Source organism: Hymenobacter sp. ISL-91 (genome assembly GCF_018613725.1).
In the GTDB taxonomy this organism is placed as follows: domain Bacteria; phylum Bacteroidota; class Bacteroidia; order Cytophagales; family Hymenobacteraceae; genus Hymenobacter.
Window position 1 is genome coordinate 204234 of sequence record NZ_JAGGPS010000026.1, and the last position, 20056, is coordinate 224289.

Genomic DNA, 20056 nt, shown 5'->3' on the forward strand with positions numbered 1-20056 from the left:
AACCCAAACCCGACCGGCGTGCAGAGGTTTCAGGCTGCCTGTTCTCGCTACCGCCGCCGCACGGCTTGCAGCATTTGGCGCAGTTCGGCCGCCGAATACACCCGGCCCCGGGTTACCACGGTATGCGGGCCGCGCAGGGCCGCCAGGTTGGCCAATGGGTTGCCGTCGAGCAGCAGCAAATCGGCAGCTTTGCCGGGGGCTATAGAGCCGGCCGTGGCTTCGAGGCCGAAGAAGCGGGCGCCGTTGAGCGTGGCCGTGCGCAGGGCCTCAGCGGGCGTGAGGCCGGCGCGCACCAGCTGGTCAAGCTCGCCCAGCAAAGCCGCGCCGGGGTACACGTAGGAGTTGGAAGCCCCGCTGTCGGAGCCGGCCAATAGTAGCACGCCGGCCTTTTGCATCTCCGGAATCAGGCTGCGGAACCGCGCTCCGAGGAGCTGGTTGAAGGCCCTGGTAGCGGCCGACTGCTGCCGGGCTCCGGCTAGGCGGCGGGCGTAGGTGGCCTCCAGCTTTGGGTCGATGTAGGCCAGCAGCGAGTCGCGGGAGTGGTCGGTGGTGGGCAAATCGGCCAGCAGCTGCTGAATGTAGAGCGTGGGCACCACGGCCGTGCGCCGCTCGGCCAGCATCCGGAACGTGCGGGCGGCGGTGGCGGGGTCGTAGGTGCGGTACACGGCCGGCAGGGCGGCAAACAGCCCAATAGGCCGGGCAGTGCCCTGGCTCTGGCGGATGGCGGCCGTGATGCTGTCTTCGCGCGAGGAGCAGGCCTTGAACACATAGTAGAGGTGCTCGGAGGCATCGAGGCCCGCTGCCGCCGCCTCGGCCAGCGTGGCGGTGTAGGGCATGTGGCCGGTGGTACGCATGCCCCGCTTTTCGGCCTGCGCAATGGTTTCTAAAAAGGCCTCCCGCGAAATCGTGCTTTCGTAAATCTTCACGTAATCGACCTGTAGCGCCTGCAACGAATCGAGGGCTCGGCTGATTTGGGCGGGCGTTACCACTTCCAGCGAGCCGGCCCAGAACGCGCCCGGCCCGTCTATTTTCGGGCCCGAGGTGAAGATGGTGGGCCCCGCCAGCTGACCGGCCGCAATCTGCTGCTGCCACTGCTGCAGGGCTGGGGTCAGGTCGCCGCCCGCGTCGCGCACGGTGGTAATGCCGTGGGCCAGATACAGGGGCAGCAGGTTACGGTTGGCGGTTACCAGCGAGTCGCCGCCCCGAAAGTGCACGTGCATGTCCCAGAGCCCCGGCATGAGGTAGCGCCCCTGGGCATCGAGCGTGCGCGTGGCCCGCGGCGCACTAGCCGCAGTAGGGCCAAGCTGGCGGATGAGGCCCCCGGAAACGGCCACCGTCTGGTCGGGCCGGATGGTGCCGGTTTCCACGTCTACCACGTTGGCGTGGGTGATGACGAGGTCGTAGGTTGTGGTGGTGGGTGGGGTGATACAGCCGGCGGCCAGGAGCAGGGCGGCGGCGAGCAGAAGGCGAGTGGGGTGGGGCATGAGGTTGGAGTTTATAAAGTCATTACGTCGTATCGTCCTCCGCGTGCGCCTCACCCCCCCGGCCCCCTCTTCAAAAAGGAGAGGGGGAGCGTTCAACGAACTTTGGAATAAGTTCTTGAACGCACTGTCGTCTGGCTCCCTCTCTCCTCTTTTGGAGAGGGGGCTAGGGGGGGAGGCGCAACGTTCGCGCTACAGCCCCAGCGCCTTGAGCAGCACCGCGCCGCTGAGGTAGCTCATCACCAGCACCACCAACCCCCCGAACACGGCCAGCACCAGCGGGTGGCGGTAGCGGCCCACGATGGATGGACGGTAGGCCGCCACCAGCAAAGTCCCCAGGGTGAGGGGCAGGATGAAGCCGTTGAGGGCCCCGGCCCACAGCAGCACCTGCACCGGCTGGCCGATAGTAAGAAACACCAGCGTCGAAAGCACAATAAAGCCGATGATCCAGCGGTTCTCGTGGGCCGATACCCGGGGCAGCAGGGCTTTGAGAAATGAAATGGACGTGTAGGCCGAGCCGATAATGGACGTAACAGCCGCCGCGAACATCACCACCCCAAACAGCCGGTAACCCAGCTCGCCAGCCGCCAGCCGGAACACCGAAGCGGGCGGATTGGCCGCATCAATGGCCAAGCCCTGACTCACTACGCCCAGCGTGGCCAGAAACAGGAACACCCGCACCAGCGAAGCCACCGAAATGCCCAGCACGGCGCTGCGCGTTACTTCGGGCAGGGCTGCCTCACCCCGGATACCGGCGTCGAGCAGGCGGTGGCCCCCGGAAAACGTGATGTAGCCGCCCACCGTGCCGCCCACCAGCGTGATAATGGAGGTAAGGTCGAGTTGCGTAGGGGCGAGGGTGCGCCGCGCCGCTTCGGCCAGAGGCGGATGGGTGGCAAAGGCCACATAAACGATGGTGAGCACCAGCACGAGGCCCATGAGTTGGGCAAAGCGGTCCATGAGCCGCCCGGCTTCCTGCACTACAAACACGCCCAGCGCCACGCCGGCCCCCAGCCCGGCGCACACCGGCACCGGCAGACCCGTGAGCACCGACAGGCCCAGGCCAGCCCCGCCCACGTTGCCCACATTAAAGGCCAGCCCGCCGAGCACAATCAGCACCGAAATAAGGCTGCCCAGGCCCGGTAGCACCCGGTTGGCAATGTCGGGGGCCCGCAGCTCGGCCACGGCAATTACGCGCCACACGTTCAGTTGCACCCCGATATCGAGCAGAATGGAAGCCAGAATCACGAAGCCAAAGCTGGCCCCGAGCCGCTGCGTAAACACGGTAGTCTGGGTGAGGAAGCCGGGGCCCACGGCTGAGGTGGCCATCAGAAAGGCGGCCCCCAGCAGCACGCCCCAGTTGCGGCCCGGCTTCATACGCGGAGCCCGGAAGGCGTTTGCACCGCCACGCCGGCCGCCGCCAGCGCATCTCGCAGCCGCCGGGCAAATTCCAGCGCGTGGGGCCCGTCGCCGTGCAGGCACACGGTATCGGCCCGAATAACCACGTCTTCGCCCGACAGGGCCCGCACCCGACCCTCGCGCACCATGCGCAGCACCTGGGCTTCGGCCTGGGCGGGGTCGGAGAGCAAAGCGCCGGGCTGGCGGCGGGGCGTGAGCGTGCCGTCGGGCTGGTAGCTGCGGTCGGCGAATACCTCGTGGGCGGTGTGCAGGCCGAGCTTTTCGGCAGCGCGGGGCAGGGCGCTGCCGGCCAACCCATAGAGGCAGGCCTCAGGCGCCACGCGGTACACGGCTTCGGCCAGCGCCTCGGCCAGGGCGGGATTCACGGCCGCCATGTTATAGAGTGCGCCGTGAGGTTTTACGTGGTGCAGCGTGCCGCCCTCGGCCCGCACAAACGCCAGCAGCGCCCCCAGTTGGTACACCGTCATATCGTAGGCCTCCTCGGCCGAAATGGCCATTTCGCGGCGGCCGAAGCCCACCAGGTCGGGCAGGCCGGGGTGGGCACCAAGGGCCACGCCGTGGTGCAGCGCCCGGCGCACAGTGTGCTTCATCACGGCCGGGTCGCCGGCGTGGTAGCCGCAGGCAATGTTGGCCGACGTTATCAGGGGCAGAATGGCGTCATCCTGACCCAGGGAGTAGGCGCCGAAGCTCTCCCCCAGGTCGCAGTTGAGGTCGATGGTAGCGGTTGGATTCATAGGCGGGCAAGATAGGGGGAAGCGGCCGATGTAGGGGCGGGGCTTAGCTTCGCTGTTCTTCGGTTGTCCCCGTCCCTACATCGACCTCCGCAGCGCCACGGCCCGCTCCAGCTGCCGCAGTTGCTGCTCCTGCGCCAAGTACAGTTGCTGGGCTTCGGGCAGGCCGATTTCCTGGAACCGCAGACTGCCGCCCGGCGGCACCTGGGCCAGCCGAGGCCAGTCGGCGGCGGCTACCAGGGCCAGGCGGGGGTAGCCGCCAGTGGTCTGGTGGTCGGCTAGTAGCACAATGGGCTGGCCGCCCGCCGGCACCTGCACCGTGCCGAAGGCAACGGCGGCCGAAAGTAGCTCGGGCGCCTGGGCGGAGCGGAGTAGGGCTGGGCCTTCCAGCCGGCTACCCATGCGGTTGGAGGCGGGCGTCACTTGGAACTCCTCTTTCCAGAAAGCCTGCTGGCTGGCCGCCGTGAATTGCTCGTACTCCGGCCCCCGCAGGGCCCGCAGCACGGGTGTGGGTTCGGGCCGGGGCGTCAGGGCCGGGGCCGGAAACCAGGGCGCGGCTACCCAGGCTAGCCCGGGCGAGCGGCCCAGCAGCTGCCGGCGCAGCTGAACGGCGGCGGGGGAGGGTTCGGCCACCGCCAGCACATCATCGGCCTGCAAAGCCCGGCCCGCCAGCCCGCCGATGCCGGCCGCCAGATAGGTTGCGCGGCTGCCCAGCACCGCAGGCACAGCCATTCCCCCAGCCACGGCCAGGTAAGCCCGGCAACCTGCCCGGGGCCGCCCGAAGGCCAGCTCGGTGCCGGCGCGCACGGCCACGGCCCGGTTCAGGGGTAACGGCTGGCCGTCGAGGATAGCGCTGAGGTCGGCACCAGTGAGGGCCAGCAGGTGGTCGGCAGTAAAGCGAAGGGTGGGGCCAAGCAGCGTGATTTCGAGGGCTGCCGCGCCGGGCTCGTTGCCCACCAGCGCGTTGGCCACCCGTAGCGCCCGGGCATCGAGGGGGCCGCCCACGCTTATGCCCGCCTGCCGGTAGCCGGGCCGGCCGGCATCCTGAATGGTGGTGAGCAAACCGGGGCGCAGTACGTGCAGGCTCATCGGGCGGCGGGCCAGTGGTGGAACTGCTCGGCCGTGATGGGCACGAACCGCAGCCGCTGGCCCGCCCGCAGCAGGCTGGGGTCGGCCGCCTCGGGCCGAAAAAGCCGTGCCGGAGTACGGCCAATCAATTGCCAGCCGCCCGGCGTGGGCAGCGAGTAGATGCCGGTTTGCGCGCCGGCAATTCCCACCGCGCCGGCCGGCACCTGGGCCCGGGGGCTGGCGCGCCGGGGCGTGGCCAACCCGGCGGGCAGGCCGCCCAGGTACGGGAAGCCCGGCGCGAACCCGATGAAATACACCTGGTAATCGGCCCCGGCGTGGCGGGCCACTACGTCGGCCTCGCTCAGGCCACAATGCCGGGCCACCGCCGCCAAATCGGGCCCAAACTCGCCGCCATAGCACACCGGAATTTCCACGGCCGGCCCGGTTGCCACCTCGGCCCTGGTGGCGGGCAGCTGCGCCAATTGGTTGCGCAGATGGGCCGCCACAGCCTCAAACGGCGACTCGCCCCCAACTGTGCCCACCTGCCAGGGGGCGTAGAACACGGTGAGCGTGGTGAAGGCGGGCACCAGCTCCTGCAGCCCCTCGAAGGGGTGGGCCAGCAGGTACGCGGCCACGGCCTGAATGCTAGCGTTGGTAGCCTCGCTGATACCGGTGCCGAACTCCAACACTACGGCCGTCTCGCCGAGTGGGTACAGGCGCGGGGGCGGGATGGTAGTAGGCAGGCGGGTGGGCAGGGGCATAAGCATGGTTGGGCAAGATAGGGCTGTGACCTGAACTTTAGTCCGGCCCCCAGACGCTAAACGGCCGTATCTTGAGCCGCTTCGTTCTGCTGCTTTTCCTGCCCGCATGAGTTTCCTGACCTGCCCACGTGCCGTTTATCCGCTGCTTTCACTGCCGCTACTGCTGGCCGCCTGCGCTCGTGCGCCGCTGGTGCCGGCCGGGGCGCCCGCCTCGTCAACCGCCGAAATCGTCGAAACCGCCGGGCCGGCCGTGGTGCCGGGCGTGAGCCGGGAGCTGGCCGAGGACCGGGCCCGCCGGGTATCGCGGCTGGGCTATGAGCTGAGCCTGAACGTGCCCGCCGACCGGACTGCGCCCATAGCAGCCACCGAAACAGTGCGTTTCCACCTGACCGATGCCAGCCAGCCGCTGCAGCTTGACTTTCGGGAACGGACTGCCAACCTGCACGCGCTGCGCATAAATGGCCAGCCGGTGCCCATCGACCACCGGGCCGAACACTTGGTGCTGCCCGCCGCTCAGTTGCGAACCGGCCCCAACGAGGTGCAAATCGACTTTACGGCCGGCAACCAGAGCCTCAACCGCAACGACGACTACCTCTACACCCTGCTTGTGCCCGACCGCGCCCGCACGGTGTTCCCGGTCTTCGATCAGCCCAACCTCAAGGCCGCCTTCACGCTCACGCTTACCCTGCCCGACAGCTGGCAGGCGCTGGCCAACGGCCGCCTGACGGATTCGACCCGCTCCAACGGCCGTAAAACCTACCGCTTTGCGCCCTCCGACACCATCAGCACCTACCTGTTCTCGTTTGGGGCAGGCCGGTTTTCGCGCCTTAGTCGAACCGTGGCGGGGCGTCCCATGCAACTGCTGCACCGCGAAACCGATAAGAGCAAGCTGGCCCTGAGCCTGGACCCCATTTTTCAGATTCATTCCGACGCACTTCGGTTCATGGAAACCTACACCGGTATCCCGTACCCGTTTCAGAAGTTCGATTTCGTGGTGCTGCCCGATTTTCAGTACGGTGGTATGGAGCACGTGGGGGCTATCGACTACAAGGCCAGCTCGTTGTTTCTGGACGAGGGTGCGACCCAGGACCAGAAAATTGCCCGTTCCAACCTGATTTCCCACGAAACGGCCCACATGTGGTTCGGCGACCTTGTGACCATGCAGTGGTTCAATGATGTGTGGATGAAGGAGGTGTTTGCCAACTTCATGGCCGATAAAATCACGCAGGTAGCGTTGCCAGAGTCGAACTACGACCTCAAGTTCGTCATCGACCACTACCCGGCCGCCTACGGCGTCGACCGCACCACCGGGGCCAACCCCATCCGCCAAAACCTGGATAATCTGAGCGACGCGGGCTCACTCTACGGGGGCATCATCTACCACAAAGCGCCCATTATGATGCGCCAGCTGGAGCGGCTGATGGGGGAGGAGCCCTTCCGCGACGGGCTGCGCGCCTACCTGAAGCAGTACGCCCACGGCAATGCCACCTGGCCCGACCTGATCAAGATTCTAGACGAGCGCACGCCCGCCGATTTGCAGGCCTGGAACCAGGTGTGGGTCAATCAGCCCGGCCGCCCGGTGTTCGACTACGAGCTGCAAACCGCTGCCGGAAAAATCACCCGCCTCACCCTCACCCAGCAGGCCGAAGACGGCTCTGACCGCCTCTGGCCCCAGCTGTTCGAGGTGCTGCTGGTGTACCCCAACGGCCGCACCCGCGAGCTGACCGTGAACCAGAACGCCCGCGAAGTGGCGGTGCCCGCTGCCGTGGGCGAGCCGGCCCCGGCATTTATCCTGTTCAACTCGACGGGCCTGGGCTACGGCGTGTTTCCGGTTGATAAGCCGCTGCCGGCCGGCCTGGCGACCCTGCCCACACCGGTGGCGCGGGCAGCAGCCTACATCAACCTCTACGAAAATATGCTCAACGGCCGCGCCCTAACGCCCGCCGAACTGCTAGCCATAATGCGTCGCCAGCTGCCCCTGGAAACCGAGGAACTCAACCTCAAGCTGCTCACGGGTCAGCTCACCGACGTGTACTGGAAGCTGCTGTCGCCTGCCCGTCGCGCCGCTCTTGCCCCCGCGCTGGAAGCAGAACTGTGGGCGGCGCTGGCGCAAAACCCGGCCCCTAATGCCAAAAAGCTGCTGTTCAAGGCCTACCAGTCGGTAGCGCTTAGCCAGCCGGCCCAACGCCGCCTTTATGTCATCTGGGACCAGCAGCAGGCCCCGGCGGGCGTGAAGCTGACCGAGGACGACTACACCAGCCTGGCGCTGGCCCTGGCTGTGCGCGACTACCCCGCGCCCACGCCGATTCTGGCCCGCCAGCTTACCCATATCACCAACTCCGACCGTCGCAAGCGCATGGAGTTCCTGCTGCCTGCCCTCGCGCCCGACCCGGCCACCCGCGACGGGTTTTTCGCCTCGCTTGCCGACGAAAAAAACCGCGAAAAAGAAGCCTGGGTGACGGCCGCGCTGGGCTACCTGCACCACCCGCTACGGGCGGCTACCTCCGAAAAGTACCTGCCCCGGAGCCTGGCATTGCTCGAAGAAATTCAGCAAACCGGCGACATTTTCTTTCCCTACTCCTGGCTGCAATCCACGCTCGGCAGCTACCAAACGCCCACCGCCGCCCGCACCGTGCGCGACTTTCTCACGGCCCACCCCAACTACAACCCCCAACTCCGCGCCAAGCTGCTCCAGGCCGCCGATGATGTGTTTCGGGCCGAGAAACTGGTACAGAAAGGGATGTAGCGTGAAGCTCCAGCTTCGCGCTACAGCCGCTTAGCGTGCCGTTGTTTGCACCGGCAACCGGCTACTTCCGCTGCCGGGCCGGCCGGGCGCTAAGCTGGCCGCGTAGCTTGAGTACGTAGGCCAAAAGCCCCGCCGCGAGCAGGGCCAGGGTGGCGGCCAGCATTTCGCGGCTGGTGCGGGCGCCGGTGGCGGCGTCGGCGGTGGCCTGCAGGTCGCGCATTTTTTTGGCCTGCTGCCGCTCGCGCTCCTGCAGGTTGGCTACCTGGTTTTCGAGGTCGTAGAAGCGCTGCTGAGTGCTGGTGCGGTCGGTTTGGGCCACCGTTACCTGCTGCTTAACCTGCTGATTTTCGGCTACTACGGCCGCCGTTTGGCGCAGGGTGGCTTCCTGCACGGCCTGGATCAGCTCGGTGTCTTTACGGATGATGCCTTTGAGGGCCTCCACTACTTCCTGCAGGTCTTTTTTGCTGGGTTTGTTGGCCAGAAAGGCGTTGCGCTGGCCATTGGCGGCCTCGTACTGGCTCACCAGCCGCTGGCGCTCGGCAATCAGGCGCGGCACGGCAGCGGGTTCTTCCTGCTGGGGAAGCATGGTGAGGAGAAGGAGTAGCGTTTTCATGGGGACAAGAATGGAAGTTCGGGTATTACTTACCGCAGAGAGGCGCAGAGGATTACGCAGAGGTCCGCAGAGCTGTTCTTGAACGACTCTGCGGACCCCTGTGTAATCCTCTGCGCCTCTCTGCGGGAAACCTATTGGAAGAACCTACCGGCTCATCTCCACGATATTGGTTTTGGGCGCCACGGCGTTGCGGATGCTCACCTGCCGGGCCACTTCCTCGGCCAGCTGCCCGAATACGGCGGCGGCCGGCGAATCTTTCTGCAGCATAACGGGCGTGCCCTGGTCGCCGTTCTCGCGGATGCTCTGCACCAGCGGAATCTGACCCAGCAGCGGCAGCTCGTGCTTTTCGGCCAGCGCCTGGCCGCCGCCCTGGCCGAACAGGAAGTACTTGTTGTCGGGCAATTCGGCGGGCGTAAACCAGGCCATGTTCTCAATCACGCCCAGCACCGGCACATTTATTTGGGGCAGCCGGAACATCTGCAAACCCTTCTCGGCATCGGCCAGCGCCACTTTCTGGGGCGTAGTCACGATAACGGCGCCCGTTACGGGCACGGTCTGCACCATGGTCAGGTGGATGTCGGAGGTTCCGGGAGGCATGTCGAGCAGCAGGTAGTCCAGCTCGCCCCAGTCCACTTCGGTGATGAACTGCTTGAGGGCCGACGACGCCATCGGGCCGCGCCACACAATGGCCGACTCGGCCGGGGCCAGGAAGCCAATGCTCATCAGCTTCACGCCGTGGGCCTCGATGGGCTGGATGCGGTTTTTGCCATCTTCACCCTGAAACACGTGGGGCCGGGCGGCTTCCTGCCCGAACATAAGCGGCATGCTCGGGCCCGAAATATCGGCGTCGACGAGGCCCACGCGGGCGCCGGTCTGGGCCAAAGCAATAGCCAGGTTGGCCGTAACGGTGCTTTTGCCCACGCCGCCCTTGCCCGAGGCCACGGCAATAATATTCTTCACGCCGGGCAGAATGTCGCGGTTCTGGCGCATGGTCGTCACCCGCGAGGTCATCACGATAACCACCTCCGCATCCTTGTCGACCATCGTATGAATGGCCCGCTCGCAGGCGTCGTGGATGAGCTGCTTGAGCGGGCAGGCGGGCGTGGTGAGCACGACGGTGAACGAGACGCGCCGACCCTCAATCTGCACGTCCTCAATCATGTTGAGCGTGACCAGGTCTTGGCCCAAATCGGGCTCCTCGACGTAGCTGAGGGCTTTGAGGACGGCTTCTTTGGTGATAGTGGACATAGGTTGCTGCGGATAGGGTACGAAGTGCAAAGATAACCCGGAAACCGGGGCGAATAAGGTTTGTCATCCTGAGCTTGCGAAGGACCTTTTCACAGCACCACCAATCGTTGTGCAGCATGTGCTACCGAAAGAAGGTCTTTCGCGCAAGCTCAGGATGACAGACTTTATTCGGCAGCCCTGCGCCAAGCCTCATTACCTTTGCCGCTATGGCCCTTATCCCCAAAGAAACCGTCGACCAGATTCTGCACTACGCCGATATTGTGGAGGTGGTGGGCGACTATGTGAGCCTCAAGAAGAAGGGCCAGAATATGTGGGCCTGCTGCCCGTTTCACCACGAGAAGTCGCCCTCCTTCTCGGTGGCTCCGTCCAAGGGATTCTTCAAGTGCTTTGGCTGCGGCAAGTCGGGCGATGCCGTGCGCTTCATCATGGAAATTGATGGCATCAGCTACCCCGAGGCCCTCAAGCACCTGGCCAAAAAGTACGGCATCGACATCAAGGAGGAGGAAAAGACACCCGAGCAGCAGCTGGCCCAAAACGAGAAGGACTCCCAGTTCATCGTCTCCAACTGGGCCAAGGACCACTTCCGCCACCTGCTCGAGCACGACGACGAGGGCCAGAGCGTGGGCTGGAGCTACCTGCGCCAGCGCGGCCTCAACCAGACCACCATTGCCACCTTCGAGCTGGGCTACTCGCTCGACCAGTGGGATAACCTGCTAAAATCGGCCACGGCGGCGGGCTACGAGCAGAAGTACCTCGAGAAAACCGGCCTCGTCATTGTCAAGGAAGACGACAACGGCCGGGATACCGGCCGGCGCTACGACCGGTTCCGGGGGCGGGTGATGTTCCCGATTCATAACGTGAGCGGCCGGGTAATTGGCTTTGGGGCGCGCACGCTCAAGCCCCACGACAAAACGGCCAAGTACCTCAACTCGCCCGAGTCGGAGATTTACCATAAATCCGACGTGCTGTACGGGCTCTACCAGGCCCGGCAGGCCGTGCGCAGCGAGGAGCAGTGCTATTTGGTGGAAGGCTACCTCGATGTGCTGAGTCTGCACCAGGGCGGCGTGAAGAACGTGGTATCGACCTCCGGCACTTCGCTCACCGACGGGCAGATCCGGCTCGTGAAGCGCTACACCGACAACGTAACGGTGCTCTACGATGGCGACGCGGCCGGCATCCGGGCCTCGCTGCGGGGCATCGATATGCTGCTCGAGGGTGGCCTGAACGTGCGCGTGGTGCTGTTTCCGGACGGCGACGACCCCGACAGCTACATCCGCAAAGTAGGCGACCAGCGCTTCAAGGACTACCTCGAAACGGCCAGCCAGGACTTCATTCAGTTCAAAACCGAGCTGGTGAGCCGCGAGGCCGCCCACGACCCGGTGAAGAAGGCCGAGGCCATCCGCGAGGTGCTCCAGAGCATTGCCAAGGTGCCCGACCCGATCAAGCGGCAGGTGTTTCTGCAGCAGACCTCGCAGACGTTCGGCATCGACGAGCAGGTCATCATCAGCGAATACAACAAGCTGGCCCGCCCGTCGGCCGGCAAATCTGGCAGCACCGGCAGCTTCAGCGGCGGCACCAGCAGCCCGAGCGGCGGCGGTGGGAGCGGGGCTGGCTTCCAGCCCGAAACCCGGACCCAGCCTGCCCGCACCAGCCGCCAGCTCAGCCCCGAGGAAGAGGCTGAAGCCCTCATGTACGGTGCCTCGCCCGAGGATCTGGCCGGCGGCAGCAGCGGAGCTACCGAGGAGGAGTTGGAGCCGGTGCCCGATGTGCTGGAGCGTTGCGAGCGGGAGGTGGTGCGGCTGTTGCTGCTGTATTCGGCCCAGCCGCTGGCCCCCGAAGTGAGCGTGGCCCAGTACCTGCTCGAGCAGCTCGACGACACCACGTTCAAAACCAGCATTTACGCCGACATGCTGCATCTGTGCCGCGAGGAGCTCAACCAGGGCCGCTGGCCCGAGGTGCGCACGCTCATCCAGCACGGCCGCGCCGATATCCGGAGCGTGGTAGCCGAGCTGGCCACCGAAAAGTACGAGCTCAGCCCCAACTGGACCACCCACCAGATTTACGTGCCCCGCGAACTGGACGTGCTGCAACCGGCCTGCGACAACGCCATTCTGCGCCTCAACAAAGTGAACGTGGAGCGCGAGCTGGCCGTGCGCCTCGAAGCCCTGCGCCACCCCACCGACGAGGCCGAAATGATGGAAAACCTGCAAACCATTCACCTGCTCAAGCAGATGGATAACCAGCTGGCCAATATGCTGGGTACCGTTATTCCGCGCCTGAATGGCTAAGGGGGCAACGTAACCCAAGTCGTGGCTCCGCATGCCCTAACAATAGGGGCAGTGGGGGGCGCTGGTGCTTCTTTTGTAGCTTTACACGGCCGCATCAGCCCTTATCGTGCACATTCTCCAAATCTGCCCGCGCGTTCCGTATCCGCCCACCGATGGCGGGGCCATTGCCATGTACGACGTGGCCGCCGGCCTGGCCCGCGCCGGCCACCGCGTTACGGTGCTGGCCCTTAACACGCCCAAGCACCGCCAACCCACCACCGTGCTCGACCACCTGGGCCCCCAGTTACGCCTGCTGACCGTGGACGTAGATACGCGCCTTTCGCCGCGCAAAGCCCTGCAAAACCTGCTTGCCAGCGCGTTGCCCTACAACGTAGAACGGTTTGTGAGTCAGGCCGTGGAAGCGCAGCTGGCCGAACTGCTAAAGCAGGAACAGTTTGATGTGGTGCAGGTGGAGGGCACCTTTGTGGCCTGGTACGTGGAAGTGTTGAAGCGGCTGGCCCCCACGGTGCCGGTGGTGCTGCGGGCGCACAACGTGGAGCATACCATCTGGCAGATGCTGGCCGACAGAACCCGCAATCCGCTCAAAAAGTGGTACCTGCGCCAGTTGGCCGGCCGGCTGCGGCGGTTCGAGCAGCTGGTGTTGCCGCGTTTCGATGCCGTGGCCGCCATTACCGAACCCGACCAGCAGCGCCTGCGCCGGCTGGGATGCTCCGAGCCGGTGGTATTTGTGCCGGCCGGTGTCGAGCTGCGCCGCTTCCGCCCCGACTCCACCAGCCGGCCCCGGCCGCGTACGCTGTGCATGCTGGGCTCGTTTGATTGGCTGCCCAACCAGGAGGGCCTCGACTGGCTGCTGCGCGAGGTATGGCCCGGGGCGCGGCGGCAGTTTCCGGAGCTGGAGCTGCATATTGGCGGCAAAAACATGCCCGAGCGGTTCCGAAAGCTGCAGGTGCCCGGCGTCACGGTGCACGGCTTCGTCGAGTCGGCGGCGGCCTTTATGCAGCAGTACGAGCTGATGCTGGTGCCGCTGCTGAGCGGGGGCGGCATGCGCATCAAAATCATCGAGGGTATGGCTCTGGGCAAGTGCATTCTCAGCACCACGCTCGGGGCCGAGGGCATTCATGTAAAGCCCGGTTTTGATATTGTGGTGGCCGACTCGGCGCCAGAATGGCTGGCGCAGCTGGGCCGCTACTACCGCGCCGAGCTGCCTGTAGCGGCCATCGGGCAGGAGGCCGCCCGCACCATTGCCCGCCGCTACGACAACGAGCGAATAGTGGAAAGCTTCCTCGATTTATACACCATTCTGCTGCCCGCCCGTGCCGCCACTACCTGACGTGCTGGCGGCGGCCACGTTCTGGATCAGCCTGCTGCTGGTGGCCCACACCTACGTGCTGTACCCGCTGCTGCTGGCCCGTCTGGCCCGCGGCCGCCGGCAAAACGCCGATGTGTACGCCCCCGGTAGTGCCGAGCTGCCGGCCGTGGATGTGCTGCTGGCCGTGTACAACGAGGAGCAGGTAATCGAGGAGAAAATCCGCTCGACTTTCGCCACCACGTATCCGCTGGACAAGCTCACGTTCTACATCGGCTCCGACAATTCTTCCGACCGCACCAACGCCCTCATCACCCGCCTGGCGGCCGAATACCCCGGCCTGGAGTTCCGGCCGTTGGGGCAGCGCACCGGCAAGCCCGGCGTGATGGAGGTACTGTCGGAGGAGGCTACCGCGCCGGTGCTGGTGCTTACCGATGCCAACGTGTTTTTCACGCCCGACACGCTGTATGAGCTGGTGAAGCACTTCCGCAATCCGGCCATCGGGCTTGTGGGCGGCCACATTCTCAACCCCGACCACCGCCAGGAGGGTATTTCGGGCCAGGAGAAGGCCTATCTGGAGCGCGAAAACCTGATTAAGTACCAGGAGGGCGTGGTGTGGGGCAGCATGATGGGCGCTTTCGGCGGCTGCTTTGCAGTGCGCCGCGCCTGCTACCACCCGGCCCCGCGCGGCTTCATCGTCGACGACTTCTTTATATCAATGGCCGTGCTCCAAAGCGGCTACCAGGCCATCAACGAGCTGGCGGCCGTGTGCCACGAAGACGTATCGGACCAGCTGCCCGAGGAATTCCGGCGCAAAGCCCGCATTTCGGCCGGCAACTTCCAGAATCTGGTGGCGTTCCGGCACCTGCTGTGGCCGCCGTGGCGGGGGGTAGGCTTTGCCTACTGGTCGCATAAGGTGTTGCGCTGGCTTACGCCGCTGCTGCTGCTGCTTATGCTGCTGAGTTGCGCGCTGCTGGTGGCGCGCGGCGGCGGGCTGTACCGGCTGCTGCTGGCCGGACAATTGGGCGTGCTGCTGCTGCCGCTGCTCGATGCCGCTTTGCACCGGCTGGGCATTCATCTGCGGCTGCTGCGCTTTATCTCCCATTTCTACTCCATGAACGCGGCCCTATTGCTGGGCTTCTGGCGCTACCTGCGCGGCATCAAAACGGCCGTTTGGGAGCCTACTGCCCGGTTTCAGGGGAAACAGTAATGTTCCTTTATTCCCTTTCCCTTTCCCTGCGCACTGCATCACCTTACTAAGCCATATGAAAGCACTGCGTATCGCCATTGTGGGCTGCGGCAATATGGGCCTGGCCTTCGCCAGCGCCTTTCTGCACTACAACCTGGTAGCCCGCCCCGATTTGCTGCTGGTGGCCCGCCACGCGGCGCACTGCCAGCGCCTGGGCCAGCAGCGCCCCGATCTGCTGGTGACCGAACTCAGCACCGCCATTGCCGAGTATGGCGTGGTGCTGGTAGCCGTGAAGCCCCAGGATTTCAGCCAGGTGGCCACGGCGCTGCGGGCGGTGCTCCGGCCAGAACAGGTAGTGGTATCTATTATGGCCGGTATTCCGATGGCGCGGCTGCAGCGCGAATTGGGTCACCGGCAGGTAATGCGGGCCATGCCCAACGCGCCGGCGCTGCTGGGCATGGGCATCACCGGGTTTTCGGCCGCGCCCGAAGTGGAGCGCAGCCGCTTGCACGAGGTGGAGAACCTGCTGAACGCTACCGGTCGCTCGATTTTTCTGGAAGATGAAAGCCTGCTCGATGCTGTAACGGCCGTGAGCGGCAGCGGGCCGGCCTACTTCTACTTTCTGGTGCAGGCCATGATGCAGGCGGGCCAGGAAATGGGCTTCTCCGAGTCGGTGGCCGGGCTGCTCGTCAAGCAAACCATGCTCGGTGCCTACCACCTGCTCAACAGTTCCGCCCTCAGCCCCGACGAGCTGATTGCCACCGTGGCCTCGAAGGGCGGCACCACCGAAGCGGCCCTGCGCGAGTTCAGGGCCGGGGGCCTGGCCGAAACCCTGATTGCCGGCATGAAGGCGGCCCAGCACCGCGCTACCGAGCTGGCCGGCGAGTAGGGCCACTGCTGCTGCCGGCTGCCAGTTGCGGCTTCGTAACTTCGCGGCGCTGCTGCTGGTTGTAGCAACGGCACGGTAGCCCGCAGGGCGCTACAAAATCCGTGCAATCCGTTAAAATCCGCGCTAATCCGTGATCCATGCTTGACTTGATTGAAGACGCCATTGCTGATATCCGCGCCGGAAAGGTGGTAGTGGTGGTTGATGATGAAGACCGCGAGAACGAGGGCGACTTTATCTGTGCCGCCCGCTGCGCTACGCCCGAAGTCATCAACTTTATGGCCACCCACGGCCGTGGCCTCGTGTGCGCCTCGCTGCCCGAAACCCGCTGCGAAGAGCTGGGCCTGGATTTGATGGTGGGCAACAACACCGCCCTGCACGCCACGGCCTTCACGGTAAGCGTCGATTTGCTGAAAAACGGCGTGACCACCGGTATTTCCGCCTCCGACCGCTCCAAAACCATTCTGGCCCTCATCGACCCCGAAACCAAGCCCGAGGAGTTGGGCAAGCCGGGCCATATCTTTCCGCTCAAGGCCCGCAAAGAGGGCGTGCTGCGCCGCGCCGGCCACACCGAAGCGGCCGTGGATCTGGCCCGGCTGGCGGGGTTCGAGCCGGCCGGGGTGCTGGTCGAAATCCTGAAGGAAGACGGCGAAATGGCCCGCTTGCCCGAGCTGCGCGAAATTGCCAACAAGTGGAACCTGAAGCTGATTTCGGTGCAGGACCTCATCACGTACCGGCTCGAAAAGGAAAGCCTGATTGCCCGCGAAATCTCGGTGCGCCTGCCCACCGATTTCGGCGACTTCGACCTGATTGCCTACACCCAGCGGAGCAACAACACCCAGCACCTGGCGCTGGTAAAAGGGGATATTTCGGGCCCCGAGCCGGTGCTGGTGCGCGTGCACAGCTCCTGCGTTACGGGCGACATCTTCGGCTCGTGCCGCTGCGACTGTGGCCCTCAGCTGCACCACGCCATGCAGCAGATTGAGCGCGAAGGCCGCGGCGTTATCGTGTACATGAACCAGGAGGGCCGCGGCATCGGGCTGCTCAACAAGCTGCGGGCCTACAAGCTGCAGGAGCAGGGTCGCGACACGGTGGAAGCCAACCTGGAGCTGGGCTTCGGCATGGATGAGCGCGACTACGGCGTAGGCGCCCAGATTCTGCGCGATTTGGGCATCAGCCAGATGCGGCTGCTTTCCAACAACCCCCGCAAGCGCACCGGCCTTATTGGCTACGGTCTGGAGGTGGTCGAGTCGGTGGCTATTGAGGTGGCACCCAACGAGCACAACCAGCGCTACCTCACCACCAAGCGCGATAAGCTGGGCCACACCATTCTGCACCAAACCGGCGCGGCCAATCCGGTTGTGGAAGTGCCCGGTGTTTCGGAGCAGTAAGCTCCTATAGCCTTTATTTTCAGCCGCTCGGCCCGGTCAGCATTTGCTGGCCGGGCCGTTGCGCGTGGTGCTGAGGGCAGTTTGTGCGAATATGGCAGCAACCCGCTAACTTCCGGATATGAGAAACTTGTTTCATTTGCTTCTAGTGGCCCTGGCGCTGCCGCTGGGGGCGCAGGCCCAGCGCGGGGGCGGGCAGGGCTTCACCCAGCAGTTCAACCAGGGCAGTGTGTTGCTTAGCTCGGGCGACACGCTCAACGGGCCGTTGGCGCTGCACCGGGGCGAGGAAACCCTGACCATGACGCTGGCCGACAACACCGTGCGCACGCTGCCCGCCGTAAATGTGCAAAGCTTCGCGGTGCGCGGCGAGCAGTACGACCAAAGCCGCGAGCGGCTCTACTACGACGACTTTTATGCCATGCGCCAGGGCTACTACTCGGGCCGCCCGGCTTTTGGGGCCACGCCACCGCCCCGCCGCCGCGAGCGGGCCGATACCAACCTGCTGCGCGTGTTTCGGGTGTACCGCTGGAACCGCAACAACGACTACAGCGACTTTAAAGCCCCTGGTTTTTTCGAGCAGCTCAGTGGCGGCCCCGTTATTCTGCTGCGCCGCGAAGGGCTGGTGGAGCGGCCCATCACGGCCGGTAGCCCCTACGGTTACGGTGGCTACAGCGGCATGCCCGGCCGCACCCTGGGCTACTACACCGAGGTCAAGGACAACTTCTTCCTGGGCCTGCCCGACGGTACCGTGCTGCCGCTGCGCACACCCAAGAAAGACCTGCCCAGCTACTTCCGCACCCACGCCCGCCAGCTGGCCCAATACGCCAAGACCAACAACCTCAACTACACCGACGCCCGCGACCTAGCTTATCTGGTGAACTATGCCAACTCGCTGGAAAGCAAATGAGTGATTTGGAGAACGAGTGAATGCGTGAGGTCTGGTTAACCCAAGTTGCGGAGGGCGTTGTAGGGGCGGGGCTTGTCTCCGCCCGCCATGTGCACGGGCTTTGCTGGACGTCCAAACAGCCGTTCAACATGTTGTTGCAACGGCGGGCGGGGACAAGCCCCGCCCCTACACCGACCTCCGCAACCATGATTGATAATTCGCTATTTCACCCTACAGCACCCGCAGCACGGGGTAGCGTAGGTGGCTGGGCTCGTAGTGGTCCGATTGGCGGTAGAGCCAGTCGAGCTGGGCGGAGCCGCTGGCGGCGAAGGCGGGGTCGGCCTGCTTTTTCTGGTTGAGCTGGGCCTGTAGCTCGGGCTTCTGGCGCAGCAGATTGGCAGCCAGGTCCTCGAACACATAGTCGGAGAAATACTCCTTTTGCTGCAAAATGCTGTCGAAAAAACCCCAAGCGAAAAACGAGTCGGTGGCCTGGGGTTCCAGCGTTTCGATGAGGTAGCGGGCGGCGGGCTGACTGAGGGAAATGTAGTAGTCGCCGCGCAGCAGCTGGCGGGGCTGGCGCACTGACAGAACCTGCACCCCCGAGTGCAGGTAGTGGCCCTCGTAGGGGCGGGGGCTGGTTTTGTAATCCTGGATATAGTAGGTTTCGCCGTTGATAACCGTGTCCATCGACAGCTGCCGCAGCTGCACGCCCGACAGGCGCAGACGCTCGGCCACTTCGCCCCAGGCCTGGGGCAGCACGTAGGCGCGGGGGCGCTGCACCTTGGCCGTGGGCACAAAGGTGTTGTAGTAAGGAATCGATTTGGTAAACGGGGCCTTCCGGTCGTAGTACAGCCGCGGCTGGCCACTTACGTCGCTGGGCCGGGTTTTGCCCTCGTAGCCGCGGAACGTGAACCGCTCGGCCTGGGTGGTATCAAGACGCCAGCCCAGGGCAAATTCCTGCTGCTGCTGGCTCAGGCGGACGGCCTCGGTGCGGGCCGTAGCCAGCGCGGCTTTTTGCTGCTGTACGATGCCAATCAGCAGGCTAAGGAAATCGTAGGTGGCCCGCACACGGGGCGTGTAGGCCTTCAGCATGTGGGTTTCCGTTACGAAACCAATGGTATTGAACAGCGTGGTGTAGCCCGTAGAGTAGCGCGGGCTTTCCAGGAAACCCGTGAGCCCCCGGGCATCGGGGGTGCGGCCGGCAAAGTCTACGTAAGGGCTCAAGTACCACTTTTGCTTGTCCATGCCACCGTACAGAGCCGGCAGCAAATCGCGCTGCATGTACTGGCTCAGGGCGGGGTGCAGCTTGTCTTTCTGGGTGGCGATGAGCGTGAGCGTGTACTGGTAGTCGGCGCCGTTGGAGGTGTGGGTGTCGATGTACACATCGGGCTGCCAGCGCTGGAACAGGGCCGCAAACGAGCGGGCATTGCGCGAATCCTGCTTGATGTAGTCCCGGTTCAGGTCGAGGTTGCGGGCGTTGCCCCGAAAGCCGTAGCTCTCGGGCCCGTTCTGGTTGGTGCGAGTGCTGGAGTTGCGGTTGAGCGCACCGCCCACGTTGTATATCGGGATAATGACCAGCACCACATCGTCGAGCTGGCGGCGCAGAGCCTTTTTCTGCACGTAGTCGCGGGCCAGCATCAGGCTGGCATCAATGCCCTCGGGCTCGCCGGGGTGGATACCGTTCTGAATGAACACAATGCGCCGGCCCTTGGCCCGCAACGAAGCCGGCTCCATGTCGCCATCGGCCGATACGACCACCACATGCAGCGGCCGGCCGCTGCATGTGGTGCCGGCTTCGCTTAGCTGGATTTCGGGATACGCCGCATCGAGCCGCTGGTAATAGGCGATACACTCGTCGTAGGTAGCCGTGGTATTGCCGTTGCCCCGCTCGAAAGGCGTGCGCCAGTCGGCCGGAGCCAGCGGGACGGTAACGGTTCTGGTAAGAGGTGTGGGGACCGTTAGGAGCAGGGAAAGCAGGGCGGGCAGAAGCATAGAGCAGCAATTGGGTGCCCGCAAAGATGGCTAAGCCCTGGCATTCGCCCACCATGC

15 protein-coding genes are annotated in these 20056 nt (G+C 64.8%); 7 read left to right on the top strand and 8 right to left on the bottom strand.

What is annotated here, in order from left to right:
• Window positions 1-47: 47 nt before the first annotated feature.
• The 5 genes from J7E24_RS11335 to pxpB all read right to left on the bottom strand — a co-directional run bounded on the left by J7E24_RS11335 (window position 48) and on the right by pxpB (window position 5463).
• Window positions 48-1484, bottom strand: coding sequence for an amidohydrolase family protein (locus J7E24_RS11335; protein WP_215138181.1), 1437 nt, complete (start codon window positions 1482-1484; stop codon window positions 48-50).
• Window positions 1485-1673: 189 nt separating this feature from the next.
• Window positions 1674-2855: an NRAMP family divalent metal transporter gene (locus J7E24_RS11340; protein ID WP_215138183.1), complete on the bottom strand. Its 1182-nt coding sequence runs from the start codon at window positions 2853-2855 to the stop codon at window positions 1674-1676.
• A complete protein-coding gene (locus J7E24_RS11345; protein WP_215138185.1) occupies window positions 2852-3631 on the bottom strand; it encodes a LamB/YcsF family protein in 780 nt (259 codons plus the stop codon). The genes J7E24_RS11340 and J7E24_RS11345 overlap by 4 nt, the downstream gene beginning before the upstream one ends.
• A gap of 75 nt (window positions 3632-3706) precedes the next feature.
• Window positions 3707-4717 (bottom strand): biotin-dependent carboxyltransferase family protein, encoded by a 1011-nt coding sequence (locus J7E24_RS11350; protein WP_215138187.1) that lies wholly within the window; start codon window positions 4715-4717, stop codon window positions 3707-3709.
• Complete coding sequence (gene pxpB / locus J7E24_RS11355) at window positions 4714-5463, bottom strand: 5-oxoprolinase subunit PxpB (protein ID WP_251047154.1); 750 nt, start codon at window positions 5461-5463, stop codon at window positions 4714-4716. The genes J7E24_RS11350 and pxpB overlap by 4 nt, the downstream gene beginning before the upstream one ends.
• Before the next feature lie 100 nt (window positions 5464-5563).
• On the opposite strand from pxpB, the gene J7E24_RS11360 reads away from it, so the two are divergent.
• A complete protein-coding gene (locus J7E24_RS11360) occupies window positions 5564-8203 on the top strand; it encodes a M1 family metallopeptidase (RefSeq protein WP_215138188.1) in 2640 nt (879 codons plus the stop codon).
• Window positions 8204-8264: 61 nt separating this feature from the next.
• Here J7E24_RS11360 and J7E24_RS11365 read toward each other — a convergent pair whose 3' ends face one another.
• Together J7E24_RS11365 and J7E24_RS11370 are read right to left on the bottom strand one after the other, a co-directional pair.
• A complete protein-coding gene (locus J7E24_RS11365) occupies window positions 8265-8816 on the bottom strand; it encodes a hypothetical protein (RefSeq protein WP_215138190.1) in 552 nt (183 codons plus the stop codon).
• A gap of 144 nt (window positions 8817-8960) precedes the next feature.
• The gene (locus J7E24_RS11370) at window positions 8961-10064 is read right to left on the bottom strand and encodes an Mrp/NBP35 family ATP-binding protein (RefSeq protein WP_215138192.1); all 1104 of its coding nucleotides are present in this window, start codon (window positions 10062-10064) and stop codon (window positions 8961-8963) included.
• Between the two features lie 206 nt (window positions 10065-10270).
• On the opposite strand from J7E24_RS11370, the gene dnaG reads away from it, so the two are divergent.
• The 6 genes from dnaG to J7E24_RS11400 all read left to right on the top strand — a co-directional run bounded on the left by dnaG (window position 10271) and on the right by J7E24_RS11400 (window position 18028).
• Window positions 10271-12352 (top strand): DNA primase, encoded by a 2082-nt coding sequence (gene dnaG, locus J7E24_RS11375; RefSeq protein WP_215138195.1) that lies wholly within the window; start codon window positions 10271-10273, stop codon window positions 12350-12352.
• A 106-nt stretch (window positions 12353-12458) separates the two neighbouring features.
• A complete protein-coding gene (locus J7E24_RS17895; RefSeq protein ID WP_215138196.1) occupies window positions 12459-13682 on the top strand; it encodes a glycosyltransferase family 4 protein in 1224 nt (407 codons plus the stop codon).
• Window positions 13666-14868, top strand: coding sequence for a glycosyltransferase (locus J7E24_RS11385; RefSeq protein ID WP_215138198.1), 1203 nt, complete (start codon window positions 13666-13668; stop codon window positions 14866-14868). Before J7E24_RS17895 ends, J7E24_RS11385 begins: the two co-directional genes overlap by 17 nt.
• Before the next feature lie 64 nt (window positions 14869-14932).
• Window positions 14933-15736, top strand: a complete 804-nt coding sequence (gene proC / locus J7E24_RS11390) for a pyrroline-5-carboxylate reductase (protein ID WP_215138334.1) — start codon at window positions 14933-14935, stop codon at window positions 15734-15736.
• Window positions 15737-15873: 137 nt separating this feature from the next.
• Window positions 15874-17124: a bifunctional 3,4-dihydroxy-2-butanone-4-phosphate synthase/GTP cyclohydrolase II gene (locus J7E24_RS11395; protein ID WP_215138200.1), complete on the top strand. Its 1251-nt coding sequence runs from the start codon at window positions 15874-15876 to the stop codon at window positions 17122-17124.
• A gap of 118 nt (window positions 17125-17242) precedes the next feature.
• Window positions 17243-18028, top strand: a complete 786-nt coding sequence (locus J7E24_RS11400; RefSeq protein ID WP_215138202.1) for a hypothetical protein — start codon at window positions 17243-17245, stop codon at window positions 18026-18028.
• Between the two features lie 210 nt (window positions 18029-18238).
• Here the strand turns inward: J7E24_RS11400 and J7E24_RS11405 are convergent, their stop codons facing one another.
• Window positions 18239-19999, bottom strand: a complete 1761-nt coding sequence (locus J7E24_RS11405) for a M14 family metallopeptidase (RefSeq protein ID WP_215138204.1) — start codon at window positions 19997-19999, stop codon at window positions 18239-18241.
• Window positions 20000-20056 lie beyond the last annotated feature (57 nt).